This window comes from Acinetobacter amyesii (genome assembly GCF_002018365.1).
GTDB classification, from domain to species: Bacteria; Pseudomonadota; Gammaproteobacteria; order Pseudomonadales; family Moraxellaceae; genus Acinetobacter; species Acinetobacter amyesii.
On sequence record NZ_MVKX01000006.1, the window covers coordinates 62,835 to 88,316 of the forward strand.

General features: G+C 38.7%; 23 protein-coding genes and 1 tRNA gene. 12 read left to right on the forward strand and 12 right to left on the reverse strand.

Annotated elements, in window-relative coordinates:
* Positions 1-36: 36 nt before the first annotated feature.
* Entirely contained in the window at positions 37-279 is a 243-nt protein-coding gene (locus B1202_RS10315) for a hypothetical protein (RefSeq protein ID WP_143221597.1), read from the forward strand.
* Positions 280-608: 329 nt separating this feature from the next.
* Positions 609-1,589, forward strand: coding sequence for a hypothetical protein (locus tag B1202_RS10320; protein WP_143221598.1), 981 nt, complete (start codon positions 609-611; stop codon positions 1,587-1,589).
* 479 nt (positions 1,590-2,068) lie between these two features.
* Here B1202_RS10320 and B1202_RS10325 read toward each other — a convergent pair whose 3' ends face one another.
* A complete protein-coding gene (locus tag B1202_RS10325; protein WP_143221599.1) occupies positions 2,069-2,335 on the reverse strand; it encodes a hypothetical protein in 267 nt (88 codons plus the stop codon).
* Between the two features lie 117 nt (positions 2,336-2,452).
* Between B1202_RS10325 and drt3a the strand changes: the two genes are divergently transcribed.
* From drt3a to B1202_RS10345, 4 genes are all read left to right on the forward strand, one after another.
* On the forward strand, positions 2,453-3,694 hold the full coding sequence (drt3a, locus tag B1202_RS10330) for an antiviral reverse transcriptase Drt3a (RefSeq protein WP_078190513.1): 1,242 nt from the start codon (positions 2,453-2,455) through the stop codon (positions 3,692-3,694).
* The gene (drt3b, locus tag B1202_RS10335) at positions 3,687-5,663 is read left to right on the forward strand and encodes an antiviral reverse transcriptase Drt3b (RefSeq protein WP_078190514.1); all 1,977 of its coding nucleotides are present in this window, start codon (positions 3,687-3,689) and stop codon (positions 5,661-5,663) included. Before drt3a ends, drt3b begins: the two co-directional genes overlap by 8 nt.
* Positions 5,664-6,480: 817 nt before the next feature.
* Positions 6,481-6,708 carry a hypothetical protein gene (locus B1202_RS10340; RefSeq protein WP_078190515.1) on the forward strand — a complete coding sequence of 76 codons (228 nt, stop codon included), beginning with the start codon at positions 6,481-6,483 and terminating at the stop codon, positions 6,706-6,708.
* Between the two features lie 190 nt (positions 6,709-6,898).
* Positions 6,899-6,974 (forward strand) — tRNA-Thr (locus B1202_RS10345).
* Positions 6,975-7,025: 51 nt separating this feature from the next.
* Here the strand turns inward: B1202_RS10345 and B1202_RS10350 are convergent.
* From B1202_RS10350 to B1202_RS10360, 3 genes are all read right to left on the reverse strand, one after another.
* Positions 7,026-7,853, reverse strand: coding sequence for an SAM-dependent methyltransferase (locus B1202_RS10350; protein ID WP_078190516.1), 828 nt, complete (start codon positions 7,851-7,853; stop codon positions 7,026-7,028).
* Position 7,854: 1 nt separating this feature from the next.
* Entirely contained in the window at positions 7,855-9,153 is a 1,299-nt protein-coding gene (locus B1202_RS10355) for an FAD-dependent oxidoreductase (protein WP_143221600.1), read from the reverse strand.
* Between the two features lie 430 nt (positions 9,154-9,583).
* Positions 9,584-10,462: a pirin family protein gene (locus B1202_RS10360; protein WP_078190517.1), complete on the reverse strand. Its 879-nt coding sequence runs from the start codon at positions 10,460-10,462 to the stop codon at positions 9,584-9,586.
* A 327-nt stretch (positions 10,463-10,789) separates the two neighbouring features.
* Between B1202_RS10360 and ycaC the strand changes: the two genes are divergently transcribed.
* The gene (ycaC, locus tag B1202_RS10365; RefSeq protein WP_078190518.1) at positions 10,790-11,416 is read left to right on the forward strand and encodes an isochorismate family cysteine hydrolase YcaC; all 627 of its coding nucleotides are present in this window, start codon (positions 10,790-10,792) and stop codon (positions 11,414-11,416) included.
* Between the two features lie 107 nt (positions 11,417-11,523).
* Positions 11,524-12,447 carry a LysR substrate-binding domain-containing protein gene (locus B1202_RS10370; RefSeq protein ID WP_078190519.1) on the forward strand — a complete coding sequence of 308 codons (924 nt, stop codon included), beginning with the start codon at positions 11,524-11,526 and terminating at the stop codon, positions 12,445-12,447.
* Positions 12,448-12,515: 68 nt separating this feature from the next.
* On the opposite strand, the gene ahpC is transcribed toward B1202_RS10370, so the two are convergent.
* On the reverse strand, positions 12,516-13,079 hold the full coding sequence (gene ahpC, locus B1202_RS10375) for an alkyl hydroperoxide reductase subunit C (protein ID WP_078190520.1): 564 nt from the start codon (positions 13,077-13,079) through the stop codon (positions 12,516-12,518).
* Between the two features lie 162 nt (positions 13,080-13,241).
* A complete protein-coding gene (locus B1202_RS10380; protein ID WP_078190521.1) occupies positions 13,242-13,880 on the reverse strand; it encodes a TetR/AcrR family transcriptional regulator in 639 nt (212 codons plus the stop codon).
* A 133-nt stretch (positions 13,881-14,013) separates the two neighbouring features.
* Between B1202_RS10380 and B1202_RS10385 the strand changes: the two genes are divergently transcribed.
* Complete coding sequence (locus B1202_RS10385) at positions 14,014-14,478, forward strand: hotdog fold domain-containing protein (RefSeq protein ID WP_078190522.1); 465 nt, start codon at positions 14,014-14,016, stop codon at positions 14,476-14,478.
* A gap of 123 nt (positions 14,479-14,601) precedes the next feature.
* On the opposite strand, the gene ssb is transcribed toward B1202_RS10385, so the two are convergent.
* The 3 genes from ssb to B1202_RS10400 form a co-directional block, all read right to left on the reverse strand.
* Positions 14,602-15,189: a single-stranded DNA-binding protein gene (ssb, locus tag B1202_RS10390; protein ID WP_078190523.1), complete on the reverse strand. Its 588-nt coding sequence runs from the start codon at positions 15,187-15,189 to the stop codon at positions 14,602-14,604.
* Between the two features lie 51 nt (positions 15,190-15,240).
* Positions 15,241-16,605: an MFS transporter gene (locus tag B1202_RS10395; protein ID WP_078190524.1), complete on the reverse strand. Its 1,365-nt coding sequence runs from the start codon at positions 16,603-16,605 to the stop codon at positions 15,241-15,243.
* A gap of 155 nt (positions 16,606-16,760) precedes the next feature.
* A complete protein-coding gene (locus tag B1202_RS10400; RefSeq protein WP_078190525.1) occupies positions 16,761-17,846 on the reverse strand; it encodes a DUF475 domain-containing protein in 1,086 nt (361 codons plus the stop codon).
* Between the two features lie 207 nt (positions 17,847-18,053).
* Here B1202_RS10400 and tenA point away from each other — a divergent pair, with 207 nt between their 5' ends.
* Positions 18,054-18,719: a thiaminase II gene (tenA, locus tag B1202_RS10405; RefSeq protein WP_078190526.1), complete on the forward strand. Its 666-nt coding sequence runs from the start codon at positions 18,054-18,056 to the stop codon at positions 18,717-18,719.
* A 383-nt stretch (positions 18,720-19,102) separates the two neighbouring features.
* Here tenA and B1202_RS10410 read toward each other — a convergent pair whose 3' ends face one another.
* From B1202_RS10410 to B1202_RS10420, 3 genes are all read right to left on the reverse strand, one after another.
* Positions 19,103-19,825 (reverse strand): hypothetical protein, encoded by a 723-nt coding sequence (locus B1202_RS10410; protein ID WP_078190527.1) that lies wholly within the window; start codon positions 19,823-19,825, stop codon positions 19,103-19,105.
* Between the two features lie 188 nt (positions 19,826-20,013).
* Positions 20,014-20,352 carry a GlpM family protein gene (locus B1202_RS10415; protein WP_078190528.1) on the reverse strand — a complete coding sequence of 113 codons (339 nt, stop codon included), beginning with the start codon at positions 20,350-20,352 and terminating at the stop codon, positions 20,014-20,016.
* Between the two features lie 134 nt (positions 20,353-20,486).
* Complete coding sequence (locus tag B1202_RS10420) at positions 20,487-20,870, reverse strand: hypothetical protein (protein ID WP_078190529.1); 384 nt, start codon at positions 20,868-20,870, stop codon at positions 20,487-20,489.
* A 179-nt stretch (positions 20,871-21,049) separates the two neighbouring features.
* Here B1202_RS10420 and uvrA point away from each other — a divergent pair, with 179 nt between their 5' ends.
* A complete protein-coding gene (uvrA, locus tag B1202_RS10425; RefSeq protein WP_078190530.1) occupies positions 21,050-23,881 on the forward strand; it encodes an excinuclease ABC subunit UvrA in 2,832 nt (943 codons plus the stop codon).
* Positions 23,882-23,990: 109 nt separating this feature from the next.
* Positions 23,991-25,328, forward strand: coding sequence for an anti-phage deoxyguanosine triphosphatase (locus B1202_RS10430; RefSeq protein WP_078190531.1), 1,338 nt, complete (start codon positions 23,991-23,993; stop codon positions 25,326-25,328).
* Positions 25,329-25,482: the final 154 nt, after the last annotated feature.

Below are 25,482 nucleotides of genomic sequence, written 5' to 3' on the forward strand. Positions count from 1 at the left end.
GGCTCATTTCAAATGAGCCAAAATAAAGGAAAAAACATGAACAATGCAATGCCCCCAAAACACTCTAAAGAGCTGTTAAAACTCAAACAGGAGATTATCGAAGATACGATTCATAATCTTTTAACAGAGAATGATGGAACATTTGATCTTAATACTGATCAGGGAATCAATGTAGCTGTCGATTATATGATTGATTACCTAATGATTAATCGGATCGAGGTAAATTCGATTGATCTGAAAGAAAAGCTCATTCGATGCTTACCTAAGAGTAAAGCCTAATGAATTTAACAATTCTTAGCACTGAGCTATTTGCAGATATTTTACGACACAGTGAAATTCTAGAAGTAGATGAAAAAAGCCCTTCTACAACCGAATACACAATCATTTATAAGGGATTAAAAACCTTATTGATCGATACTGCTGTCGAAAAATATCTAGTCGAGTAATCCACTCAGCATGTGCATTGTAACGATGCACATGCCCTCCTTGAACGAATTAGAAATACTGGTATGCACTCAGACTCTCCACGGGACAATAGTCCGAACTCTGTCACCACGACCTCTAGTATTCATGATCTAAATAATCTTCTAGAGCATTATCAATCTAAGTTGAATGACGCCGTAGAAGAAGCAGAAAATCAAGATACTATCGAAAAGGGTAATATTCATAACTATGAATTTGATCGCAAGAAATTGAAGCCAAGAACGCTTAACTTCACAAATGGTACATCCATTCATGTGAAACAAAGCCTAATCAAAATCACATCCCAAATTGATTTTATGAATGTGAGTTTCGATACCACTAAGGCGACTCAAAGAAGCTATATCAAAAAGTTTCTTACGGAAAAAATGGGGAAGAAGCATTTTATTACTCAAGAATATAGCGATAACGTTACGGCGAATACCGATAACTTAGCTTCATGCACGTTTAACATTCGCATTCATGATGTGAACAATAAAAAGTGCATTCATAAAATCGTCCATGCTCTTAAGAAGAATTACGGTGCATATAATTTTAGAATTAAGTGTATTGAGCTTGCGCATGACTTTTATAATGCACCACCTGAATTCTTAACCGCTCTATTCAAATCAATTCAGTTTGATGCAGATGCACATAGCATTCGAGTTTTTAGGCTAAAGGGTGAAAATCAGACTATCCCTTATGAGCCAATTAGATTTAAGAACTTATTACTTCAAGGCTTCAACATTGGAGTCAATGACTATCGTAAGGATGATGTTTACTATCATTTTTACTTTAAGAAAACGGATTATAACAAACGTCCCCTTCCTCATGAAGAATGGCGTTTGAGAGCGGAGGTCAGATTAAGCAACCTTAATCATGCTCTAGAGGATTTAAGCAATTTAGTTAAAAGTGGTTTCAAGAAGCTCACTTTTACTCAATTAGCCGACACAGCGACAACTGAGCAAAGAAAGTTTTACTCGCTTTATATCCGCCCATACGGACAAAAGCTCTCTTCACCGATTCTCAAAAACGGTCATTATCGAGATTTCAAAAACTTTATTTGTACAAATCAAAATCTGAATGAGCGGTTACGAGAGTCGGTAAAGAACTTGTCAAATAAGTTCTAGAGTCGCAAATTTCGGATGGGTTTTGAATGACAACCGCCGTGCTTAACGCTAGTAACCGCCTTAGCTACGGCGGTTTTTTTCTATTTAGCTCTGTCTAATAACATATAGGTATTAATTAATGTAATGTATAAACTCCATTACATTAAATGAAAGAAAATAGTCTTAAGTTTACTCTGGCTTCTCTAGATTGCTTTTCCAAGGAAATACTCCAGCTTTATTAAGTAAAACTGATTATGAGTACGGATACCGTTGTTCTTAAAAGCTAGTCTCTATCTAGTGAAATGATCTCGCTAGGTGCATTAAAATGAGCGAAGTCCTAGGAAAAATGTGATTCACTCTATATAGACCATTCATAAATCTTGTACAGATTCAAAAGGTCTTATACTTCTCCACTAAGTTTCGGAAAGTTAACTATAACTTCTCTTTTTTTAATGAGTATTTATGATTCATTTGATAGATTGATGTGTAGATGCTAATTACTAATCTTTCTCATGAGTAAAGTAGTTTCTACAACCTTTTAAAAGCTCATCATTAATATTCATTTCCGGATCATCGGCTTCATCATCGCAGTTGTCAGCTGAATTTAACTCATTAACCTTTGCATATAGATACCCATTGCAGAGTTCTGTGCCCTCTTCATAGCCACATCTGGGATCTATGTTTCTTGTTTCACCAATGCGGATGACTAATAAACCTATACCGAAGATTAGATAGGATATAAAAATTGCTATTTTTTGAAGATTCATGTTTATCACCTTTATAATTTTTATATCTTCAAGAAGGTCTAAAGAGATATATTTTTCAACTAAATATATCAAATTACAATATAATTTATTTTATATCTCTAATGATAATGAATTCAAATGGTATACGATCATTCCTATTCAAAAGATAATTTGAGTAAATATTTTTTAAACTCAGAAATTGCTAAATTTCCAGCAGCTCAAAGGAATCAGCAAAGAGAAACTATATCTAATAAAGCTTATCAAGATGTTCAAAGGCATTTGAGGAATGTTAACCTTCTCCGTAAAGTTACTATTAACAATAAAAGTGCTTATACAATCAATTTGTTAGAACACAATTTGATAGTAAGAAAGCTACATCAAAATTTGAGAAAGTCTTTTTATTACAGTGCACCCAATAGACATACTATTATTAAAAATTTACTTAGTTTGCTTAGAGAAGCAACGCCTTACAATGTATACAGATTAGATATACAAAGTTTTTTTGAGTCAGTAGATAAAAATACACTTTTTGAACATTTAGATAATAATTATTTCTTATGTGCTTACAGTAAAAAAATCCTGAAAGAGCTGTTTAAACAATTTGAAAGTTTAGGAGGAAGTGGGATTCCCAGAGGCTTATCAATCAGCAATATCTTATCTGATATCTATATGCAGTCTTTTGATCAGGCTATAAGCAAAAACAATGTAGTGTTTTACTATCGAAGATATGTAGATGACATCATCATCATCACTAGCGGCAAAGAAGATAAGGACTCTTTTCTTCCCCATCTTTCTTCAGAGCTTCCTAAAGGTCTAATATTTAATAGTGATGATAAATTTCAATTTATATCTATAAGTAAAAACATTAATAACAACTCCCTCCCTTTAAATTATAGATTTGATTATTTAGGGTATAGCTTTTCTATAGAAAACAATCATTCTAAAGATAAAAATAGGGCAATTAAAATTGATATAGCAGACAATAAAATTAAAAAAATAAAAACAAAAATTATTCGTGCTTTTATAGCATTTTCAAAAGATCAGAATTTCGAAATTCTAACAGAAAGATTATTATTCCTATCTACTAATTTCAGTATATATGACAGAAACAAAGGTAGAAAAAAACTCTCTGGAATATATTACAATTATCCAGAACTTAGTGAAAACAATGAAAGCCTATTAGAGTTAGATGAATATCTAAGAACTTTAATCTTATCTAAAGCGACTTTTAAACATTTAAATATATCAAGTAAATTATCTAAAAATCAAAAGAGAAAGTTACTAAGTTTAAGTTTCTTTAAGTCCCATACTAATAGAAGTTTTAATTATTTTAGCGGCCAACGGATTAAAGTATTAAAGGAGTGCTGGAAAAATGTTTAAAAAAAATCATTTTAAAATTAAGAGAAATGATTACTATAGAGTACTCACCACGGAAGTTTTACCTTATGAAACCCCGCTAATCTTTAATAATTTTGGTCTTTATAATTTTGTTAAATTTGACTTTAAATCTCCTACTGCTATTGAATTACAAAAAAGATTAATAAACGGACTAAAAAAGTCTAATACACATACAATCCCTTTATCATATAAAATTAAAAAGAATTCCCATGAATTTAGAAAATTAAAGTTAATTCATCCTTTATCTCAAATACAAGTAGTAAAATTTTATGAAAAATATGAAAACTTGATACTACATTATTGTGAAGCTAGTCCCATTACGATTAGATCACCCAATAGAATCGCTACGTCCTTCTATAAAAAAAACCTTTTAGAAGATATTAATAAGTATAGAAGCAACCAAATTTTAACTTCAAAAACAGAGGAAATTTCCAAACATTCACCATCCTTTTTTTCATATAGAGGCTTCAATAGACTCTATAAGTTCTTTGAATCTAGAAAATTTTTTAATATAGAGGAAAAATATTCAGAGTTCTGTAGTGTAGATATATCTAAATGCTTTGATTCAATCTATACCCATAGCATATCTTGGGCGGTAAAAAACAAAGAGTTTACTAAGGAAAACGTTACTATTAAAACGACATTTCCTAATGAGTTTGATTCATTAATGCAGAGAATGAATCACAATGAGACTAATGGAATAGTAATCGGACCCGAACTAAGTAGAATATTTGCTGAGATAATCTTACAAAAAGTTGATATTCAGGTAATAGAAAAATTAGAAGAAAAATATAAATTAGTATACGGAAATCAGTATACTATAAAGCGTTATGTAGATGACTTTTTTATATTTTCGATAAATAAAGATATTCAAAATAAGATAGTCATATGCTTGTCTGATGTTTTATTAAATTTTAACTTACATCTGAATAAATCAAAAACAGAATATCTTTCACGACCATTCATAACTAGAAAATCTAAACTAGTATATTCTATAAGAAATATTGTTAATGAATTTTTTGATAGCTTCTTAGAATATGAGAACCCTAAGACCTTAAAACCTAAGAGAGTGATAAATACTTGGAAACTAACCAGAAGCTTTATTCAGTCAATACAATATCAATGTAATACAAATGGAATTTCTTATGATGATATTTCAGCTTATATAATATCCTCAATAAATGAAAGGATAAAAAAATTAACTAATAACAAAAATTTAGAAGGAAATACTAAAAACTTTTTAGATGCTCTTGAAGTATTGATTGATATTCAGTTCTTTTTATTTAGTATAAGTCCATCAACTAATAGCTCCTACAAAATATCAACTTCACTAATTCTAGCTATCAGATTTGTCAAAGATAAAATTAATGATAGATATGAGCATATTTCTAAATTTATATATGACCATGTTTATAGATATTTAAAAAATATGGAAGATGAAAATCCTCATATAGTTGATGATTATTTTCCTATAGAAGCTATAAATATTATTTTGGCTTCTACGGAGTTGAGTCATGAATTCATGCTTCCAGAAGATTTAACTTTTAAATTTTTCAATATTACTAATGGAGATCACTTAAATTATTTACATGTAATTTCTGCTCTTTATTATTCTGGAAAGTATTCGGCACTACAACAAAGGAAAAAAGATATTTTATGTGCCATTGAGAAGTATCTGTCAGATTTGTCTGATTTCTCTACTAACACCAATAAAGCATATTTATTTTTTGATTCATTATTTCATCCTGATTTTAAAAAAACTGTAAAAACTTCTTGGCTTAAACAGGTACTTGCTTCTTTAGACAAGGATAATCCAGCTCATCCACTCACTCAAAAATCTATTATTGATCAATTTTATAATGAGATATCAAGTCATATCTGGCATGTTGACTGGCATCACCTTGATTTGCTTAGTTATCTTCAAAAGAAAGACTTGAGACAAGCATATTAAGTATATAAGATTACCAGTGGAGATAGAGTAGTTCGTCCTCCTCTGGAGACACAGAGCAATCTGTTAACCAGCATACTTCTTACGATTAACCTCGTGAGAACTTCAGATATCAAAGTGACTAACCTCGCAAGGGTTAGTCAGTTTAATATTTGAGCAACTTCGGTTGCACACACTCAGTGACAACACTCTATCTCCACCTTCTTTGTATCGCTACTCTTATAAACATCTAGCTGTATTTCAATTTGCTAAACAAATAAGCTCTCTTATTTAAACTCTCAATTTCATAATGATGTCGGTATAAATGTCGGTACATTTACAGCCCTGATTTTTTATGTTTCAATAATTCATATATTTAGATATTGAACCTGACGGACTCTTTCACCGCCAGAATAAACTGCAATGCCAAGCATAATGAAGGTCTAAATTGATAAAATTTAGGCCTTTTTTAATTTTATTGTCCTCAATATTAAATATTTCCCCCTAATTGATCTTTAAACTGTTTGGCTCAATAACTTCACAGTATTTGAGTCCTGATTGATGGATTTAAATCACACGTTTTTTTCCTAATGCACGACTTATGGATTTTTTATTGACAGCAATAAGGACACGTTTATTTACAAATACAAATTTTATATTCTAAAGACAATTACTTAAGCCTATGCTAAAAATAAATCATTCTCTCAATATAGGTGCTATTCAAAAAATTATTCATTAATTTAAACATCATAGAACTGAAACGCGATTGTGGTACTTTTAACTTGATCAACGAAAAACTTAAAAAACACCTTTCATATATCACTGCTATTCCGGAGAGAACATGAATAACAGCCAGAACTATGTTAAGCAGATCAAGAACGCCAAACGTGGTGGCTATACCCCAACCCTTGCCAAAGACATCAATAAACATAAAATTCAAAAAGCACAGCGTCTGATTGACGAATGGCGAAAGCTTGCCAATGAACTCCGCCCACAAATGCAACTTGAGATGGCATATACACTTGAGGAATGCGCACAGGATCTAGACCAAATTTTAAGAATGAAATAGCACGCAACGTCCACCCATCCTATTTTCTCGCCCACATCTTGTGGGCGAAACATTGCCTAATTTTATTTCTCTGGTTTTTAGTGCCAAACATCGGTTGAATGCTGAATAAATCAAACGTATAAATTACATTCGATTTGCTGTTTTTTTAACTTGCACCACTTCAAAAAATCTGTAGAATGCATTCCACAACGCCGGCATAGCTCAGTTGGTAGAGCAACTGACTTGTAATCAGTAGGTCCACAGTTCGAATCCGTGTGCCGGCACCATTTCTTAGCCTCGCTTTTTAGTGAGGCTTTGATGTTTTTAGAGCCTCTGTTTTATGGCTTCCTCGCGCTAATCTGCACATAACGAATCAGCCCGTCTCGATACAACTTCTCGCACAATTTTGCCGTCATCTTGATTTTGAATTGATCCACATGACTCAGGCTCATCTGACTTTGTTGTTCTTGAATATAATCAGCAAAACCCTGAAATACGAATTCACTGATATCTTCAATCTGGATATTTTCGAAACCAGCCTGTTGCAATTGTTGTTGTAAATTTTGCTTTGAATTTAAATTTTTCAAATTCACATCTGCTGCTTTCAACAGACTTTGATATTTCAGTCGCTGTAATGAATTTAAATTCAAAAACGCATCGGATAACATTAAATAGTGAAAAGCAAAGCGTCCTTTTGAATTCAAAACATCAATGACCGATAAAAGCAATAAATTCAAATCACTATGATAAGCCGCATCAACACACAACACGGCATCCATAGCGTTTTGTGGATAAATATTTTTTAAATTCAAAAATGAATCTTGCTGGATTTTGATTTTTGAATTTAAATTTTTTTGGATTTTTTCCACACATGCGGTTTGCAATTCGACTGCGGATAAGTTTTGAATTTGAAAATGTTCCATCCAAAAAACCAAGCTCGCACCCTGCCCACAACCGAGGTCTAAAACACGATCTGTAGATTTTAATTGAATGGATTCGGCAAGATGGAAAGCGAGTTTTTGACAGGCTGCAGGATAGGATGATTTTGCATCATCCCAATAGCCCAAATTACTCCAAGCAAGTTCCGCATCATCTCCGAGTAGTCGACTGTTAATCGCATATTTATGGCTAGGGATGTGCTGACGAATTGCTTGAAGCCATTTCATGTTAGTAACCGAGTTGAGGGGCAACCTCCACTTTAGGTTTTAAACCTACAAACGGCAATGGTGCACCAAAAATTTCTGCAATATGCATAGCAGACGTTACCGCAGACTCTAAAATCGGCAGACCATCGCAAGACCATGAACCACAGAAGAAGACTTTACGCTCAGGAGATAAATGTCGTTGCTGCAACTCTTTATTTAGCGCCACGGTATGTGAATCCACCACTGCACGTGTCAAACTGACCGAAGAAATCACTTTTTTAGGATCAATCGGAGTCACTGGCTGCCAAGTTTGGAACACAGGGGTTTTACCCACCAAGCTCGGTTCAATGGAGTTGAGCCATACGGTAAATTGCTGTCGGGTAAATTTACGGTCCATCATATAACTCAGTACAGACCAATCTTTACGCTTCGGCGGCATCACTGTTTGATCGGTGTGAATCACCAATTGACCTTGCTCAAATTTAAATTTCTTTAAAAGCTCAATATCATCAGCAAACTGGGTTGAATCTAAAAATTCTTCCGTTTTGGTGGTTGGTGTCGCGACTACCACGCGATCGAATAGATGATGTGCTCCGGCCTCAGTTTCCACCAAGACTTTATCGTCTTGCTCGTGCACTTTGGTAATTGCCGTACCACTTTGAATATTTAAACCTTCAATCAGTTTATCAACCAACGCAGGTGTACCACCTTGAATACGCAACAAGGCATCACCATTGGTCAATTGACGCAAGAAAATCAATAGTGGTTTCGCAGGCCATTCGCCAATCGTTTTCGGGTTACAAGTGCAAATGGTATACAACACAGGCATTACCGCACCATGCCAAAATACTTCTTCAATTTCATTTTTATTAATGAATTCGGCAAGCGTGATGTCCTGATTTTTTGATTTAAAAAATCGAGTGATCGCGGCTTTGAGTTGCAACATCCCTTTGACTAAACGCCAGCCATATTGTTGTAAGCCTTTACGGTTATTAATAATTGGGAAATTACCAATACGGCTACGACTGGTGGTCAACCACGTTTCTGTACGATCTTCAAATAGCCAACTGCATGCCATATAGGTACGGACAGGGAAAGTTTTAATCCCTAAATGGGTCGCCAAACTTAAGGTATTTTTCCAAAGATGTGGATTCATCACACGCAAAGGGGCATCGATCAAGCCGCCTTCAAACTCAGTGCTGTGGCTATCCATACCACGACCAGGCAGAGCTTCGAAAATTGTAATGTTATGCCCTGCGTCTTTAAGAATTCTTGCGGTAGCCAGCCCAGCCATGCCACTACCGATGACTGCAATTTCCAATTTTCTTTTCCATCTATAAAACACAGTTTAAAAGTATGACTGATCAGAAGTTAAAAATAGCTATTAAAAAATACCAGATTCGCACTTTTTGTATGGATTTCAGTACAGCCGTTTTTAAGTTAAATTTACAAATATTTACAGTCAAAAAGTACACAATTTAAGCTTTGTTTTTTAAACATATTTTTCTTTAAAATTTTAATTACCCTATAAAACCAAACAATTAAATTAACCATTTTTATAACTTTCGGTTTACTTTAAAGCCAAGTCTCGCTAAGATGCGCCACATAATAAAGTGATAAATTCATCACAATTTATAAAAAGTAAAATGATATTTAAATCATGACAACTATAAATACTACAGCGCTCAATAAAAAAGCCTCTGACTATTCAGAGGCTTTTTTTTCGGCTATTTCAACGGCATGATTTTCACTTAAGCTTCATGCGCCAGTGCAATTTCACCAAATTTCCCGTTATTGAAATCATCAAAGGCTTGAATGATTTCAGCTTTACTATTCATCACAAATGGGCCATAACCTTGAATCGGCTCATTTAGTGGCTCACCGCTAAGTAACAGAAATTGTGTGTCCTGCAACGCTTGTAGCTGAATGGCGATATCATCTTTGGCAAACATGACCATCGAACTGTCTTGAACTTTATGACTTTCATTCACTACAACCTCACCCTTCAAGACCACCAAAATGGTGTTATGCCCTTCAGGTACATGTAAGGTGGTTTCATATTGAGCTTTCAACTCACCATCCCAGACATTCACTGGACTAAAGGTCTGTGCTGGCCCAAGGTGACCACCCATTTCACCGGCAATCACCCGAATATGCCCTGCACCTTCATCCATGTCTATGCGAGGAATATCTTGGCGTGTGATCGCTTGATAACGAGGCTGAGTCATTTTGTCTTTTGCCGGTAAATTCACCCACAATTGAACCATCTCAAAAAGACCACCTGCTTGAGCAAATTCAGGTGAATGAAATTCTTCATGCACCAGACCCGACCCTGCGGTCATCCATTGCACATCGCCCGTTTGAATTGTGCCGCCACCACCACTTGAGTCTTTATGAGTCACTTCACCGCTGTAGGCGATAGTCACGGTTTCAAAACCACGATGTGGATGTGAACCCACTCCATGCTGTGCAGTGGTGGGATCAAACTGATAAGGTGCCGCATAATCCAAAAGCAAAAATGGGCTAATCGCCTGACCTAGACGATCATAGGAAAATAAGCTTTTGACTGGAAAACCATCGCCCACCCAGTGCATTTGCTGATTACGATAAACACCAATTACTTTTTTCATTTCTTAGCTCCTATATTCATACGATAGGATGAACATAGCGCTTATTTTAAGCTTTGAAATACTTGATGACCATCTTCCAGATAGCATTCTATATCTCAAATATAGAACAATATTCAGTAATACAGCCTGCACCTCACTCAAAACCAAGCATTAATTCAGAAATCCTAAGGTTTAAGTCATATTTAACGCTGAATTATCCCAATTTTATGATTGAGCTTCTCATTTAAACCCATTTTATTATCCCATTTTTACAACTATCCTAAATCTAGTTAACACGCAGATTTCATCTGATCCTGCGTACTTGCAAACAGGAAAGAGGACAATAAAATGGGCAAACCTTACGTTCGTTTAGACAAAGACAATGCCGCAGTACTTTTAGTTGACCACCAAACAGGTTTACTTTCATTGGTTCGCGACATTGATCCAGATAAATTTAAAAATAATGTGCTCGCACTGGCTGCAGCCGCTAAATATTTTAATCTTCCAACGATTCTCACCACCAGTTTTGAACAGGGTCCAAACGGTCCATTGGTTCCAGAACTAAAAGAAATGTTCCCTGACGCACCTTATATTGCACGCCCAGGTCAAATTAATGCTTGGGACAATGAATACTTTGTGAAAGCCGTCAAAGCAACCGGCAAAAAACAATTGATTATTGCTGGTGTGGTGACTGAGGTTTGTGTTGCATTCCCAACCTTGTCTGCTTTAGAAGAAGACTTTGATGTCTTTGTAGTGACCGATGCTTCAGGTACTTTCAACCATTTAACCCGCGATTCGGCTTGGGAACGTATGACGCAAGCGGGTGCACAGCTCATGACGTGGTTTGGTACCGCGTGTGAATTACACCGTGACTGGCGTAATGATATTGAAGGTTTAGGTGCGCTTTTCGGCAACCATATTCCAGACTACCGCAACCTCATCAACAGCTATACGCAAAATACTGAAAAGAAATAATCCTTCAGTAGTAAAAAGCGGCTTCGAGCCGCTTTTTTTATACCTCATGTATAAATTGACGTATGATGATTTGAATTGAAATAATTTTTCACTGCATAAGGTGATCCATGCATTCATTTGATGATTATTACTACTTTTACTTGGTGGTGAAACATGGCGGTTTTAGCGCTGCAAGTGAAGCATCGAATATTACAAAATCAAAATTAAGCCGACGCATTTTAGATCTTGAAGCCAAATATAATGTCACCCTTATTCAGCGTTCTACCCGACACTTTAAGGTCACAACATTAGGCCAAGAATTGTATGAAGAATGCATAAAAGTGATCGAACAAGTTGAATGTGCACATCAGGTGCTCCTGAAGCAAAAAAGTGAGCTTGAAGGCTTGGTTAAAATTAGTTGTCCACCGGTCATGATGGAACATCAAATTCGCCCCTTGTTAAATCAATTTTTAAAAGATCACCCCAAAGTTCAGGTTGAACTCGAGCTGTCTAGCCGCCGTGTAGATGTCTTGCATGACGACATTGATTTAGCGATTCGTACCAATTTTAGTAAGAATGAAGACTCGAGCATTATTGTACGTGACGTGATTAAAACCGTGCATTGCTTAGTGATTAGTCCTGAACTTTTACAAGGACGCGAGTTAAAGCATATTACGGAATTGACAGAATTTCCGAGTATCGTTTTAGGTACACAGAAAAACCGCTATCAATGGCATTTGCATCATACCGGACAACAAGAGCAGATTGAAATTGCCTTACAACCTCGGATTAAAAGCAATGACTTAGCCGGTGCTTATTATGCAGTACTGGATGGTTTAGGCATTGCAGACTTACCGTATTTAACCGTGCAAGCAGATATTGAGGCAGGTCGTCTAATTCACCTCTTCCCCGAATGGTGCTCAAATGTCGGTACAGTACAATTGGTATATGCTTCCCGTAAAGGTCAGCGCCTAGTCATGGAAAGATTAATTGACTATTTAGTCGATGGAATTCGAGACTATGCTCCAGAACATGATGGCTATTTAGTTTAATGTTCTTGACCACAAAAAAAGCCAGAACTGAGTTCTGGCTTTTTTAAATCTACGGTTGGATCACCAAATTAGATTTTACCCACTAGGTCGATCGATGGTGCAAGCGTCGCTTCACCTTCTTTCCATTTTGCAGGACATACTTCACCTGGGTGTGCATGTACATATTGAGCAGCTTTTACTTTACGCATCAATTCAGAAGCATCACGGCCGATACCACCTGCGTTGATTTCAACGATTTGGATTTTACCTTCAGGGTCGATCACGAAAGTACCACGGTCAGCAAGACCATCCGCTTCAATTAAAACATCAAAGTTTTTCGCAAGTGTCCAAGTTGGATCGCCAACCATTGGGTATTCGATTTTCTTAATTTCTTCAGAAGAATCGTGCCAAGCTTTATGCGTGAAGTGTGTATCAGTAGATACTGAATAAATTTCTACGCCCATTTTCTTGAACTCAGCATAGTGATCAGCAAGATCGCCTAATTCTGTTGGACATACAAAAGTAAAGTCAGCAGGATAGAAGAACACCACAGACCATTTACCGTAGAAGTCTTTTTCTGAAACTTCAATAAATTGACCGTCTTGGTAAGCGGTAGCGTTAAATGGTTTTACTTCAGTATTAATTAAACTCATTTGATATTCCTCTAACTCATTTCAGGGATTGCTTATCTGTTGAAGCTAGAATACGAAATATCAAACCATAGGTAAAACCGAACTTTTTTATAAAAACTATCGGATTTTTAGATTTGTTATTTAAATCAATCTTTGCCTTTCCATCGTGCAAACCTATCAAGTTCAATGAGAGCAAGGATTTATATCCATACAGAGGGTCTGCCAAGCAGCCTGTGTAAACTGTTGTTTATAGTGTGATGGTGGCGTTTTTACTTTATGTGATAACCATGCCCGACAATAATTTTCTGTTGCTCCCAAGACCAATGACATCATTAATTCTTTGGGTAAATGCTCGATCAAATGCCAATCGGGTTGTGCGGTCAACCAATCCAGCAGTGCGCTATTGCGTTGCAGATTATGTTGTTTTAACTCGGCTTGTAGCGTTTCCTTACGCATACTAAACCCTGCCGCATACAAGAATCCTGCAAAATCTGGATACGCTTCTACCCAGTCGATATACGAGCACAAAATGGCTTGAATGCCTTCCTGCAGCGATTGGGCCTGTGTCAAGGCATCTGCCCTTTTCGCAAATTGATCTTGCAACGCCGCAAAATACAATGCTGCCACTAAACCATCTTTATTTTTAAAATGATGGTAAATCGCGCCAACACTGGTCTCTGCGCGGTCTCGCACATGTTCAATCGTCGTCGTTTCAATCCCTTGCTCTAAAAAACATGCAAGGGCTTCTCCTAAGATCTGCCGTTTAAGTTCCGCTCGGCGACCACTGTAAATTCGTTGCAATAATGCTTGATTTGACGACATCGATACCTTCCCTTTGCTCGGGTCATTTTAAAACAATGTTGGCTTCTTTTAATAGCTGTGACGTCATTTACGCCATTAACAGAATATTATTCTGTATTAGAATTATATTCTGAATAATGAAGGATAATTAAGCATGAGCCAAGCATTAAAATTATGGAAGACCTTCCAAAACAAACCCGCAGGGAAATGGACTTTTTCTAAATTGCTGTGTTTGAAAGCACCGTATTTCAGTAGCATTTCGCCTGTTTTTGATGAATTAAAGCCCCAATACTGTGAACTACATATTAAAAAACAGCGCAGCGTGCTGAATCATATTGGCACTGTCCACGCGATTGCCATGTGTAATATGGCTGAATTGGCTGGCGGAACCATGACCGATGTGACCGTTCCGAGCAGCCATCGTTGGATTCCCAAAGGCATGACTGTGGAATATTTGAAAAAAGCTGATACAGATTTAACGGCCATTGCCACGCCTGTCGATGCCAATTTTACGTGGAATGCAGGGAGTGATTATTTGGTGAATGTCGTGGTGAACAACACACGTAATGAAGTGGTTTTTAAAGCCGTAATTACCATGTGGGTATCAGCAAAAAAATAAGTCATCGACTCAATTGCAGCATGAAACTGATCTTTCAAAATGAGACATGCGAAAAAAAGCCCTCAAGATTGAGGGCTTTTTTTGATGATGATCTACCGTTTTAAACGCTGTGTTTAAGGTTTATTAGAACGGTAAGTCGTCATCTAAATCTGCTGCAGCTGGAGCCGGTGTCGGTGCAGGCTGTTGTTTTGGCGCAAAACCACCTGGGTTGTTGTTGCCATAGCTATTGCCTTGAGCCGGTTGGTTATTGCCATAACCGCCTTGGTTTGAGTTATTACCGTAGCCACCTTGGTTTTGGTTATTGTTATAACCACCTTGTTGGTTATTAAAACGAGGCTGACCAAAATCGCCGCCTTGACCTTGTTCGCCTTGTTGGCGGTTATTGTCAAGCATTTGCATTTGTTCACCACGAATTTCAGTCGTGTAACGCTCTTGACCGCCTTGATCTGTCCACTGACGAGTACGTAATGAACCTTCAATATAAACTTTAGAACCTTTGCGCAAATATTGCTGTGCAATTTCACCTAAACGGTTATGCAACACAATACGGTGCCATTCTGTTTGCTCTTTACGCTCACCTGTATTTTTATCAGTCCATGAATCACTCGTTGCAATTGAGAACTGAGTGAGAGAACCACCATTTGGGAAAGTTTTTGTTTCAGGGTCACGACCTAAAGTACCAACTAAAATGACCTTATTTACACCACGCATCAGACGTATTCTTCCTATTTGTTTCTATTATTTACTTTATAAGAGTTATGCTTAAATGGCTACCTCTTTCCCTAACAAGTGCGTTAAATGTTGTCGCGCAGATTCATCCATCTGCTGCTTATCCACTTTTACATAAGCCACTTGCTGGTCAGACATCACCACAACTTCTTCAATACCACGAATTGCTAAAAGCTGAGAAGTCCATTCATCCGTTTCTTTATCTTCAGGCAAACTAAACACCATAGACGATAAATAACGCGGCTGAGCCAATCCAAAACTAATAATTAACCATAAAATGGCTAGACCTGTCAGGATGCCCCATCCCATTGCCGTATCATTTAGCAACAAAAGCTGCCCGCCAATCATACCACCAAAAAATGCCCCCAGAAACTGACTGCTGGCGTTCACGCCCATGACTGTCGCTTTAGACTGAATTGGGGCTGCTTTTGATAACCATGACGGTAATAATGCTTCCATCACATTAAATGCAATAAAGAATAATCCTAAGCCAGTAAGCAGAATATATTTAGATTCGAAACCAAAAATTAAGATACCCAATCCTAGAATAATGCCACCAATGGCGGTCAAGAAAATGCCGCGCATTTTGCGATATTTTTCCGCCAAAATAATACTCGGAAAGGCAAAAAACAGGCTTACAACCAAAAGCGGCAAATACACCAGACCATGTGAATGCAAGGGAATATTGGCGAAGTCAATCAACTGAGACGGTACATAAATAAACATCGCGGTGAGTAGTAAATGCAATGCAAAGACTGAAACGTGCAAACGATTTAGATCAGGCATTTTCAGCACTTGCTTCAACTGAGTCAGATAACCTTGTTGGAAATTTCGGTGATGACGTGTCACTTTCGGCACCAACAACAACATCGCAATCGCCGCAAGTCCCATGATGGTGGTCACCCAAAATAAGCCCGAGATGCCAACTAAACCTGTGAGCCAAGGTCCAAGGCTAAAGGCCACCACAAAGGACAGACCGATACTCATCCCCATCATCGCCATAGCTTTGGTTCGCTGTTCTTCACGTGTGACATCGGCTAACAAAGCCATCACTACCGCAGACACAGCGCCACCACCGGCAATCGCACGCCCGATAATTACGCCATAGATACTATCGGACATCGCCGCAATTGCACCGCCTAAAGCGAACAACAGCAGCCCGATCACCACCAACGGTTTACGGCTATAACGGTCTGCGATCAGACTAAATGGGATCTGTAAAATCGCTTGGGTCAACCCATAGACACCCACCGCCAAACCAATGAGTGCCGGTGTTGCCCCTGCATATTGCTGACCTGCCACTGAGAAAACAGGAATAATCATGAACAGCCCCAGCATACGTAAGGCGAAAATACTACTCAAAGCAAAAGTTGAGCGTCGTTCAAGAGCATTCATCATAGCTGGTTAAAAATTCATTAATCTTGGAATGGGATTATAGGACATTCAGCTTAAAGCGAAGCAGGATTTTTATTGATTTTAAATATCCTGATGATTGGACAAATAAAAAGCGCAGCTGATGCTGCGCTTTTTGGGAGATATTAGGCAAGTTTAAATTAGCCTAGACTTTCTTGGCGCTTTTTATATTGAATTGAGGCAATCACCGCCCAAACAATAAATGCTACACCAATCAGACCCGTTACCACTTCTGGTACATGCAGACCTGTGCCACTCGCCAACATAATGAAGGCCAAAGCACCAATCGCATAATGCGCACCATGTTCAAGGAAGATATAAGCATCTAAGGTGCCTTTATCTACTAAGTAAATGGTCATCGAACGCACGAACATTGCACCAATAGCAAGACCGAGCATAATGATCACGACATCAGAGGTAATCGCAAATGCACCAATCACACCATCAAAACTGAATGAGGCATCGAGTACTTCAAGGTAAAGGAAACCACCAAAACCTGCTTTGATCACGCCTGTCGGTACGCCATTTGCATCATGTCCAACCGCATTACCGTTTTCATCGACTTCAGGTTCGCCACCCAATAAATGACTCAGTACTTGGACACCGATATACACCACGATCCCCCAGATACCCGCCATTACAACCGCTAGACGAGAGGCTTCAGCCACGTTTGCTGCCATTACCAATAATGCAATTAGAGCAATAAACACGGACATTGCAGGAACGTTTGCAAGATTGGCCAAACGGCGCTCTAGCCAACGGAACCAATGGGTATCTTTCCCTTCATCTAAGAAGAAGTTCAGGAATACCAACAATAAGAAAGCACCACCAAAGGCCGCAATTTCTGCATGATGTGCCATCAATTTAGCTGAATACTGAATTGGATCATTCAACGCCATTTGAACCACTTCCATTGCGCCCATGTCTGCAGTTACAGCCACGATCACAATTGGGAAAATCAGACGCATACCAAAGACAGCAATCACGATCCCGACGGTTAAGAAAATCATTTTCCAAAAATGATCCCAACCGCGGAGTACAGATGCATTGACAACGGCATTGTCAAAAGACAAAGACACTTCCATCACCGCTAAAATGGCAGTGATGGTCAGCGCTGTCAGCATGGCTTGCACGCCTGCATTTGGGCCATGATTCAGACCCCAATATGCAGAAATAGCAAGACACACGATCGTAAAGACGATTGAGAAACCAAAATGTTTCATCATGATAGATCGACCTATTCATTCAATAAGATTTCAAAATGAGGGAATACCCAGTTTGAAGCTAAGTTTATGGCGCAATTATGCCGCTTTTCAGGGTTGAAACCAAAAATTATTCGTTACATTTTGAATAAACACTCTAAGATGGAGGCTCTCAATTACATCGCATCATGGTGTAGACCCGTCTTTCATTTTTAACGACAGGAATGTTCAATGCGTTTTTCTGAAGAAGTTTGGCAACGTAATACCGCGTTATATCAGCAGATACTCCATCTACCGTTTAATCAGGAGTTGGCTCAGGGCAGCTTAAGCCGCGATGCCTTTTGCCACTATGTCATTCAGGATGCCCATTATTTATTGGCCTACGGTCGTGCGCTTGCGGTATGTGCAGCCAAGGCATTTGATGCCGACGATGTGATTCAGTTTTCTGAAGCCGCCAAAATTGCCATCGTGGTGGAACGCAGTCTGCACAATGACTTTATGCAAGGTTTCAACATCAGCAAAGAACAGTTTGAAAATACCCCACTAACCCTTGCCTGCCATCATTACACTTCGTTTCTAACAGCGACAGCATGGTCAGAAAGTTACCCTGTGGTCCTTGCCTCACTCCTGCCTTGCTTTTGGATCTATGCGGAAGTCGGCAAAGCCATTGTCAGCCAATCTGTGCCAAATAACCCTTACCAAGCATGGATCGATACCTACTCAGGTGAAGACTTCAATACTGCTGTGCAAAACGTGATTCAAACCATTGATCGAGTGGCAGCCCGCTGCGATGCAGATACACTTGAAAAAATGCATGCCGCCTACACGAACGGCGCAAAATTAGAATGGATGTTCTGGGACAGCGCGTATCAACAGCGGACATGGCCCGTTGAATAAGCTATTGATTTAAGCTCTGATGTTACGCCCGTAAAAGTAATTTCGCATTTTTAATATGCTTTTTAAGTCTATTCGATGGAATCTTACATCCAGAGTTTGAATAAAGGGATCAGCCTTCGGCTGGAGGTACTTTTGTTTCGGCAAAAGTACCCAAAACCATTGTCATCCGCAAAACTCGTTCACTAGCGTCAAATTATTCAAAGTATCGCAAAAACATTTGTGATTAGAAGTCGTCCTGTCTCAAACACTTGCGGATGACTTTACCGCGTATCGTTCTTTTATTTGAATCAAATTGCGCTTCTGATTTTACTGCATAACATCAGTTAAATTTTTATACGGTTGGATTCGGTGTTTAGAATGACCTTGCACGATCATTTAAGGCATTAGCGTTTAAAACGATACCATCCGAGGAAAATCCCCATCGCGATAATCACCAAGAAGATCGCAAAACGTGCTTCACGCAATTCACTGCGCGCTGCTTTGCGTTCCTGCATTTCTTCTGAATGAAATTGTGATTTGATCATCGGATCAAGTTGAGCAATGGCCAATAAATCTTTGGGCTTTTCACCTTTACCTAAAATCAAATACAGCCCTTTCACCTGCATTTCATTGAGTTTGCCCAGTTCAATATTCAGTTGGGTAGCTTGTGCATTATAGTCAGGCACCCAATCTTCTACGCGGGCATATACATGGGCACGACTGGTATCAAAGAGTGATGCATCCTGCACTTTCTTGCCCGTTTGATCTTCCAGTTGCTCACTCAGATCGGAAAACTGGGACAATACATAGTCTTTTTTCTGTGCCAACTGCACGCCGTCAAAAGCATACTCTTGTATTTTTTGTGCAGGATTATTTTTCAATAATAAGCCTTGGGGAACGACTTTAAAGTCCAATACGGTATTGTCAGGGACTTGGTTGGTTTGTAGCACCATATATACCACAGACCATAGTTGTTCATTTTGCGCGACCGCAGGCACGCTCACGCTATAACGCTGCTCTGCTGCCGGGTCAATAAACTGTTCAAACGCGAGGATTTGACTGTCTTCAGCCCATAGGATTTGGCTTGAAAACATGAGGCAGATGATCACCCAAAATTGTTTTAACATTATTTGCTCTTATCATGATTATTTGCTGTTCTGTCAGAATTATAATTAATTATTCAAATACTTACATTTAAAATCACACATTTAACGATTGGAAATTCATCATAATTTTAGCCAAATCTATTGTTTTATAAATGATCTAAATCACATAAAAAATTGATCTGAATCAGCGCCTATATTGGCTTTGATACTTACTGAAAACTCTGCCATGCATAAATCAAAACAGCCGCAGCAAGTACCCAACTCAACGTTGCTACACTCAAACATGCCGTTAAGCTCATACGTGTTGCGAGCAGATACACCATCAATAAATAAATGAAATATGGGATGAGAGACCAGAGTCCAAACAACGCTGTTTTTTGTAATGCGGCTGCACCCTGATCATTTGCCACAATCACATGAGCAATCAGTGCAAAAGTCGGAAACAATGGGACCAGCCCTGCAATATAAAACGCCTTACTTTTAGACAGCAAAGCAATTAATACCACAACAAAGGCACCCATTAAGCTTTTGAGAAATAAGGACAACATGGTATTCAACAGTTTCGCGAAAACTGCATTTTACGCCTTTTCTGTAATAGTCCTGAGATTTTTCAATGCATTTTTATGCGCATGGCACAGGAGATTTAAACGATGAACTTAAAACAGTCATAGCGCTTTTATCTTTATGCACCTTTACACCACAGGCTAGATGTAAAGCGCGCTTTTTGTTGCTCAGCCATGTGCTTAAACTGCGCTTGAACTTTTAAATCTTCAGCGCTCATCAAATGTTGATTGTTTTCGACAATCGCCAAAACCAAATCAAACTGTTGAGGAATTTTTTCGCAAGCCAGCTGCTTTTTTTCAGCGTCTGTTTTGGCCTGACCTAATTTCGCAATATACAGATCAATTTTTTCACTTTCGGTATTCAGCGCCAAAGTTGCTTGTTCTAAGCTGTCATATTTTTGCGCTTTCGGTGTTTGGTTCGGGGTACATGCACTCAAAAACACACTACACATCAATAAACCCACCACACCTAATGTTGGATTGAGATGAAGTTGCCATTTCATGTTAAAAGTCCTAGATTGCTGATTTGCGGATGTTTCAGGGCATCGGCACAGCCAGCTATATTTTGATTCGGCCATTTTTCTCACAAAGTCACGCATAAATCTAGGTTTAAATTACACTTGAACATTTTTCATGCGCTATCATATATAGGTTTTTCGATGAATCTTTTAGGACCCCTTGCATGAGCCAAAGCCATATCCGTATTCGAGGCGCACGTACCCATAACTTAAAAAATGTGTCACTCGATATTCCACGCGACAAGTTTGTGGTCATTACGGGTCTTTCTGGTTCAGGGAAGTCCTCTTTGGCTTTTGATACCTTGTATGCTGAAGGTCAACGTCGCTATGTTGAGTCCTTATCTGCCTATGCGCGTCAATTCCTTTCGCAAATGGAAAAGCCCGAAGTCGACTCGATTGAAGGCTTGAGTCCCGCGATTGCCATCGAACAAAAATCAACCAGCCATAACCCACGCTCGACGGTGGGAACGATCACCGAAATTTACGACTATTTACGTCTACTCTATGCCCGTGTTGGCACACCATACTGTCCTGAACATGACCTCCCGATGGTGGCTCAGACTGTGTCTGAAATGGTCGATACCGTCAAAGGTCTAGAAGAAGGTACGGCGCTTATGTTGCTTGCCCCTGTGGTCCGTGACCGTAAGGGTGAATACACCAACTTATTTGAACAATTACAAGGTCAGGGTTTCGTTCGTGCCCGTGTCGATGGTGAAGTCATTGATATCGACACACCACCCGAATTAGACAAAAAGAAAAAGCACACCATTGAAGTGGTGGTCGACCGTTTTAAGGTGCGTGATGATCTTGGCAACCGGATTGCAGAAAGTTTTGAAACCGCTTTACGCATGGGCGGTGATATTGCCATTTTGTCGTGGATGAAAGGTGAACAAGAAGACCGCGTATTTTCAGCCAAACACTCCTGCCCTGAATGTGAACGTGCCGTTGGTGAACTGGAACCGCGTCTATTTTCCTTCAATAATCCATTCGGTGCCTGCCCTGTTTGTGATGGTTTAGGCACACGCAGCCATTTTAGTGCTGACAAATTGATTCCCAATAATGAAGTTTCGATTAGCCAAGGGGCAATCCGTGGTTGGGACCGTCAACGTCCGTATTACTACAGCATGATTCAAAAAGTCGCCGATCATTTTGGTTACTCACTAGATACACCGTGGAATGAACTCAATGCCGACACCAAAAAGAAATTTCTATATGGGACAGGTAAAGAAAAAGTTGACCTGAGTTATATCGATGAACGTGGTCGTTCGCACAAACGTGTACAAGCGTTTGAAGGGATTTTGCCGCACCTAGAACGTCGCTACCGTGAAACCGAATCCAACTATGTACGTGAAGATTTAGCACAGTATTTGTCAAATGCCGCTTGTGATGCTTGTGATGGTTCTCGTCTGAATGAAATCTCACGTAATGTGAAAATTTTAGATAAGACCATCGCCCAGATCACTAAGATGTCAATTGGCGATGCTGAAAGCTATTATCAAGATCTCAACTTAAGCGGTGCCAAAGGCGAAATTGCCGACAAGATTTTCAAAGAAATCCGTGAACGTTTGCACTTCCTCGTCTCTGTAGGTTTGAACTATTTAAGCTTATCGCGCTCGGCAGAAACACTTTCGGGCGGTGAAGCCCAGCGTATCCGTTTGGCCTCACAAATTGGTGCAGGCCTTATGGGCGTGATGTATGTCCTCGATGAACCGTCAATTGGTCTACATCAGCGTGATAATGACCGCTTGCTTGAAACCTTAGTTCGCCTACGTGACCTTGGTAATACCGTGCTCGTCGTTGAGCATGATGAAGATGCCATTCGAGCGGCTGACCATATTATTGATATTGGTCCGGGTGCAGGTGTGCATGGCGGTCATGTGATTGCCGAAGGAACTTATGATGAAATTTTGGCAAACCCTGACTCGCTGACAGGTCAGTATTTATCAGGCAAGTTAAAAATCGAAGTTCCAAAACAACGTGTACAGCCACCGAAACCTGAAGAACAAATCAAGTTAATGGGTGCTGCGGGTCATAACCTGAAAAATGTCGACCTGACCATTCCTTTAGGGGTGATGACCTGTGTAACGGGTGTGTCGGGTTCAGGTAAATCGACACTGATTAACCGGACATTATTGCCGCTTGCAGCAACTCAATTGAACGGTGCAACCACACTGACTGCGGAAAAATTTGACTCAATTGATGGCTTACAGTTCCTCGATAAAGTCGTCGATATTGACCAAAGCCCAATTGGTCGTACACCACGTTCAAACCCTGCAACTTACACCGGTTTGTTCACCCCTATTCGTGAACTGTTTGCACAAACTCCTGAAGCCAAAGCACGTGGTTATGCCGCAGGTCGTTTCTCGTTTAACGTGAAAGGTGGTCGCTGTGAAGCCTGCGAAGGTGACGGTATGATTAAAGTGGCGATGCATTTCTTACCCGATATGTATGTGCCTTGTGATGCCTGCCATGGCAAGCGCTATAACCGCGAAACGTTAGAAGTTGGTTATAAAGGTCGTAACATTTCAGATGTCTTAGAAATGACGGTTGAAGATGCGATGCATTTCTTTGATGCTATTCCTGTGATTCACCGTCGTTTGGAAACCTTGAACCAAGTGGGCTTGGGCTACATCCGTTTGGGTCAGTCTGCAACCACACTTTCAGGTGGTGAAGCGCAGCGTGTGAAATTGGCACGTGAGTTGGCAAAACGCGATACAGGCAAAACCTTGTACGTGCTTGATGAACCGACGACAGGTCTACACTTCCATGATATTGCCAAATTGCTCGACATCCTGCATGAGCTACGTAATAAGGGCAATACCATCGTGGTGATTGAGCATAACTTGGATGTGATTAAGACTGCCGATTGGATTGTGGACTTAGGCCCTGAAGGTGGTGCAGGTGGCGGTATGATTATTGCCGAAGGTACACCTGAATTTGTTGCGAAGAATAAAGTGTCGCATACAGCGAAGTTCTTAAAGCCGATGTTGAAGTAAACAAATAACTCCCTCTTGAAAAAGAGGGAACCTACCTCATTATCATAAACTTCAGGTTGAAAAACCTTTAAAAAACAAATTTTTACTTTATGATAAAAAGAGGTATTTGATGCTAGATCATCAGTTATTAGAAACGCGTGTAAATCATACCGAAACACAAGATAATGATTGGAACTCCCACTCTAGAGATATCGCATATCAAATTGACCGTGCTCGTATTATTCACTCAGCTTCATTTAGACGTTTACAAGCAAAAACCCAAATTTTAGGTATTGGAGACAGTGATTTTTATCGTACTCGACTAACTCACTCTCTTGAAGTAGCTCAGTTAGGCTTTGGAATTACTGAAAGTTTAAAAAGTAGATACAAAAGTAACCCAGAATATCTAGATCTAATACCATCTCAAAATGTGATTGAAAGTATCTGTTTAGCTCATGATATTGGTCATCCAGCTTTTGGCCATGGTGGAGAAGTAGCATTAAATTATTGTATGACAAAGGATGGTGGCTTTGAGGGTAATGGACAAACGCTGAGAATTGTTTCTAAATTAGCCGAATATACACCAGAAAATGGAATGAATTTAACAAGACGCACTTTGTTGGGTTTAATTAAATATCCCGTTCCATATTCTAAATTTAATAAAATATATCCACCCACAGAAAATAATAAAAATTTACATACACCTCTACAGCTCAGTGAATACCATCCACCTAAATGTATATTGGATACTGAAGCAGATCTATTTACATCATGGGTTGCTTCAATTTTCACTAAAGACGACTTAGAAAAATTCATGACCATTAACCCGGAGAAACCTAATAAACCCCTTTATACGTCCTTTGATTCTTCTATTATGGAACTAGCTGATGATATTTCATATGGTATTCATGATCTTGAAGATGCTGTAGCTTTACGCTTAGTTACTGAGTCCCAATGGAAGAACCAAGTGCTTTCTCAGATAAGTGAACTAAATATTGAACTTACTCATCATATTGAACAAATATCAAGTTTATTATTTGGAGCAAATAATAAGGAGCGTAAGCATGCTATTAGCAAATTAGTGCGTTATTTTCTAAAGAAAGCCCAAATTCATAAAAAAAATCTCTTTCAACACCCTTTATTAGATTTTACAGCAACTCTTGAAACTGAAGATGATGTTAAAGCTCTCGGAATCATCCAAAAATTCGTAGTCGACAATGTAATTAAACAACCTGAAATTCAAATTCTGGATTATAAGGGCCAAAAAATTGTCGTAGAGTTATTTGAAGTATTATCAAATAATCCAAAACAACTTTTACCAAAATCCACCTTTGAACAATATGAAAAGTCGGAAAATAAAAATAGAGTGATATGCGACTATATTTCAGGTATGACAGATGCATATGCTGCAAGACTGTATCACAAACTATTTACACCAAACATGGGATCTGTCTTTGATCGACTGTAATCAATAAAATTATTTACATGACGGCGACATGGATGTGCCCTCAGTCAAACAAAAGCATTTTGCCTACTTTTGTGCTTTCAAAAGTAGGAATCTCCTACGCAATGGAAACTCAAACCCAATGCAAAGTGAGGACATGCAAACTCAAAACTCAAAA

Coding starts and splice junctions, on each gene's coding strand:
- B1202_RS10315 (WP_143221597.1), top strand. CDS start 37: ATGAACAATGCAATGCCCCCAAAACACTCTAAAGAGCTGTTAAAACTC.
- B1202_RS10325 (WP_143221599.1), bottom strand. CDS start 2,335: ATGAATCTTCAAAAAATAGCAATTTTTATATCCTATCTAATCTTCGGT.
- drt3a (WP_078190513.1), top strand. CDS start 2,453: ATGGTATACGATCATTCCTATTCAAAAGATAATTTGAGTAAATATTTT.
- drt3b (WP_078190514.1), top strand. CDS start 3,687: ATGTTTAAAAAAAATCATTTTAAAATTAAGAGAAATGATTACTATAGA.
- B1202_RS10340 (WP_078190515.1), top strand. CDS start 6,481: ATGAATAACAGCCAGAACTATGTTAAGCAGATCAAGAACGCCAAACGT.
- B1202_RS10350 (WP_078190516.1), bottom strand. CDS start 7,853: ATGAAATGGCTTCAAGCAATTCGTCAGCACATCCCTAGCCATAAATAT.
- B1202_RS10360 (WP_078190517.1), bottom strand. CDS start 10,462: ATGAAAAAAGTAATTGGTGTTTATCGTAATCAGCAAATGCACTGGGTG.
- ycaC (WP_078190518.1), top strand. CDS start 10,790: ATGGGCAAACCTTACGTTCGTTTAGACAAAGACAATGCCGCAGTACTT.
- B1202_RS10370 (WP_078190519.1), top strand. CDS start 11,524: ATGCATTCATTTGATGATTATTACTACTTTTACTTGGTGGTGAAACAT.
- ahpC (WP_078190520.1), bottom strand. CDS start 13,079: ATGAGTTTAATTAATACTGAAGTAAAACCATTTAACGCTACCGCTTAC.
- B1202_RS10380 (WP_078190521.1), bottom strand. CDS start 13,880: ATGTCGTCAAATCAAGCATTATTGCAACGAATTTACAGTGGTCGCCGA.
- B1202_RS10385 (WP_078190522.1), top strand. CDS start 14,014: ATGAGCCAAGCATTAAAATTATGGAAGACCTTCCAAAACAAACCCGCA.
- ssb (WP_078190523.1), bottom strand. CDS start 15,189: ATGCGTGGTGTAAATAAGGTCATTTTAGTTGGTACTTTAGGTCGTGAC.
- B1202_RS10395 (WP_078190524.1), bottom strand. CDS start 16,605: ATGATGAATGCTCTTGAACGACGCTCAACTTTTGCTTTGAGTAGTATT.
- B1202_RS10400 (WP_078190525.1), bottom strand. CDS start 17,846: ATGATGAAACATTTTGGTTTCTCAATCGTCTTTACGATCGTGTGTCTT.
- tenA (WP_078190526.1), top strand. CDS start 18,054: ATGCGTTTTTCTGAAGAAGTTTGGCAACGTAATACCGCGTTATATCAG.
- B1202_RS10410 (WP_078190527.1), bottom strand. CDS start 19,825: ATGTTAAAACAATTTTGGGTGATCATCTGCCTCATGTTTTCAAGCCAA.
- B1202_RS10415 (WP_078190528.1), bottom strand. CDS start 20,352: ATGTTGTCCTTATTTCTCAAAAGCTTAATGGGTGCCTTTGTTGTGGTA.
- B1202_RS10420 (WP_078190529.1), bottom strand. CDS start 20,870: ATGAAATGGCAACTTCATCTCAATCCAACATTAGGTGTGGTGGGTTTA.
- uvrA (WP_078190530.1), top strand. CDS start 21,050: ATGAGCCAAAGCCATATCCGTATTCGAGGCGCACGTACCCATAACTTA.
- B1202_RS10430 (WP_078190531.1), top strand. CDS start 23,991: ATGCTAGATCATCAGTTATTAGAAACGCGTGTAAATCATACCGAAACA.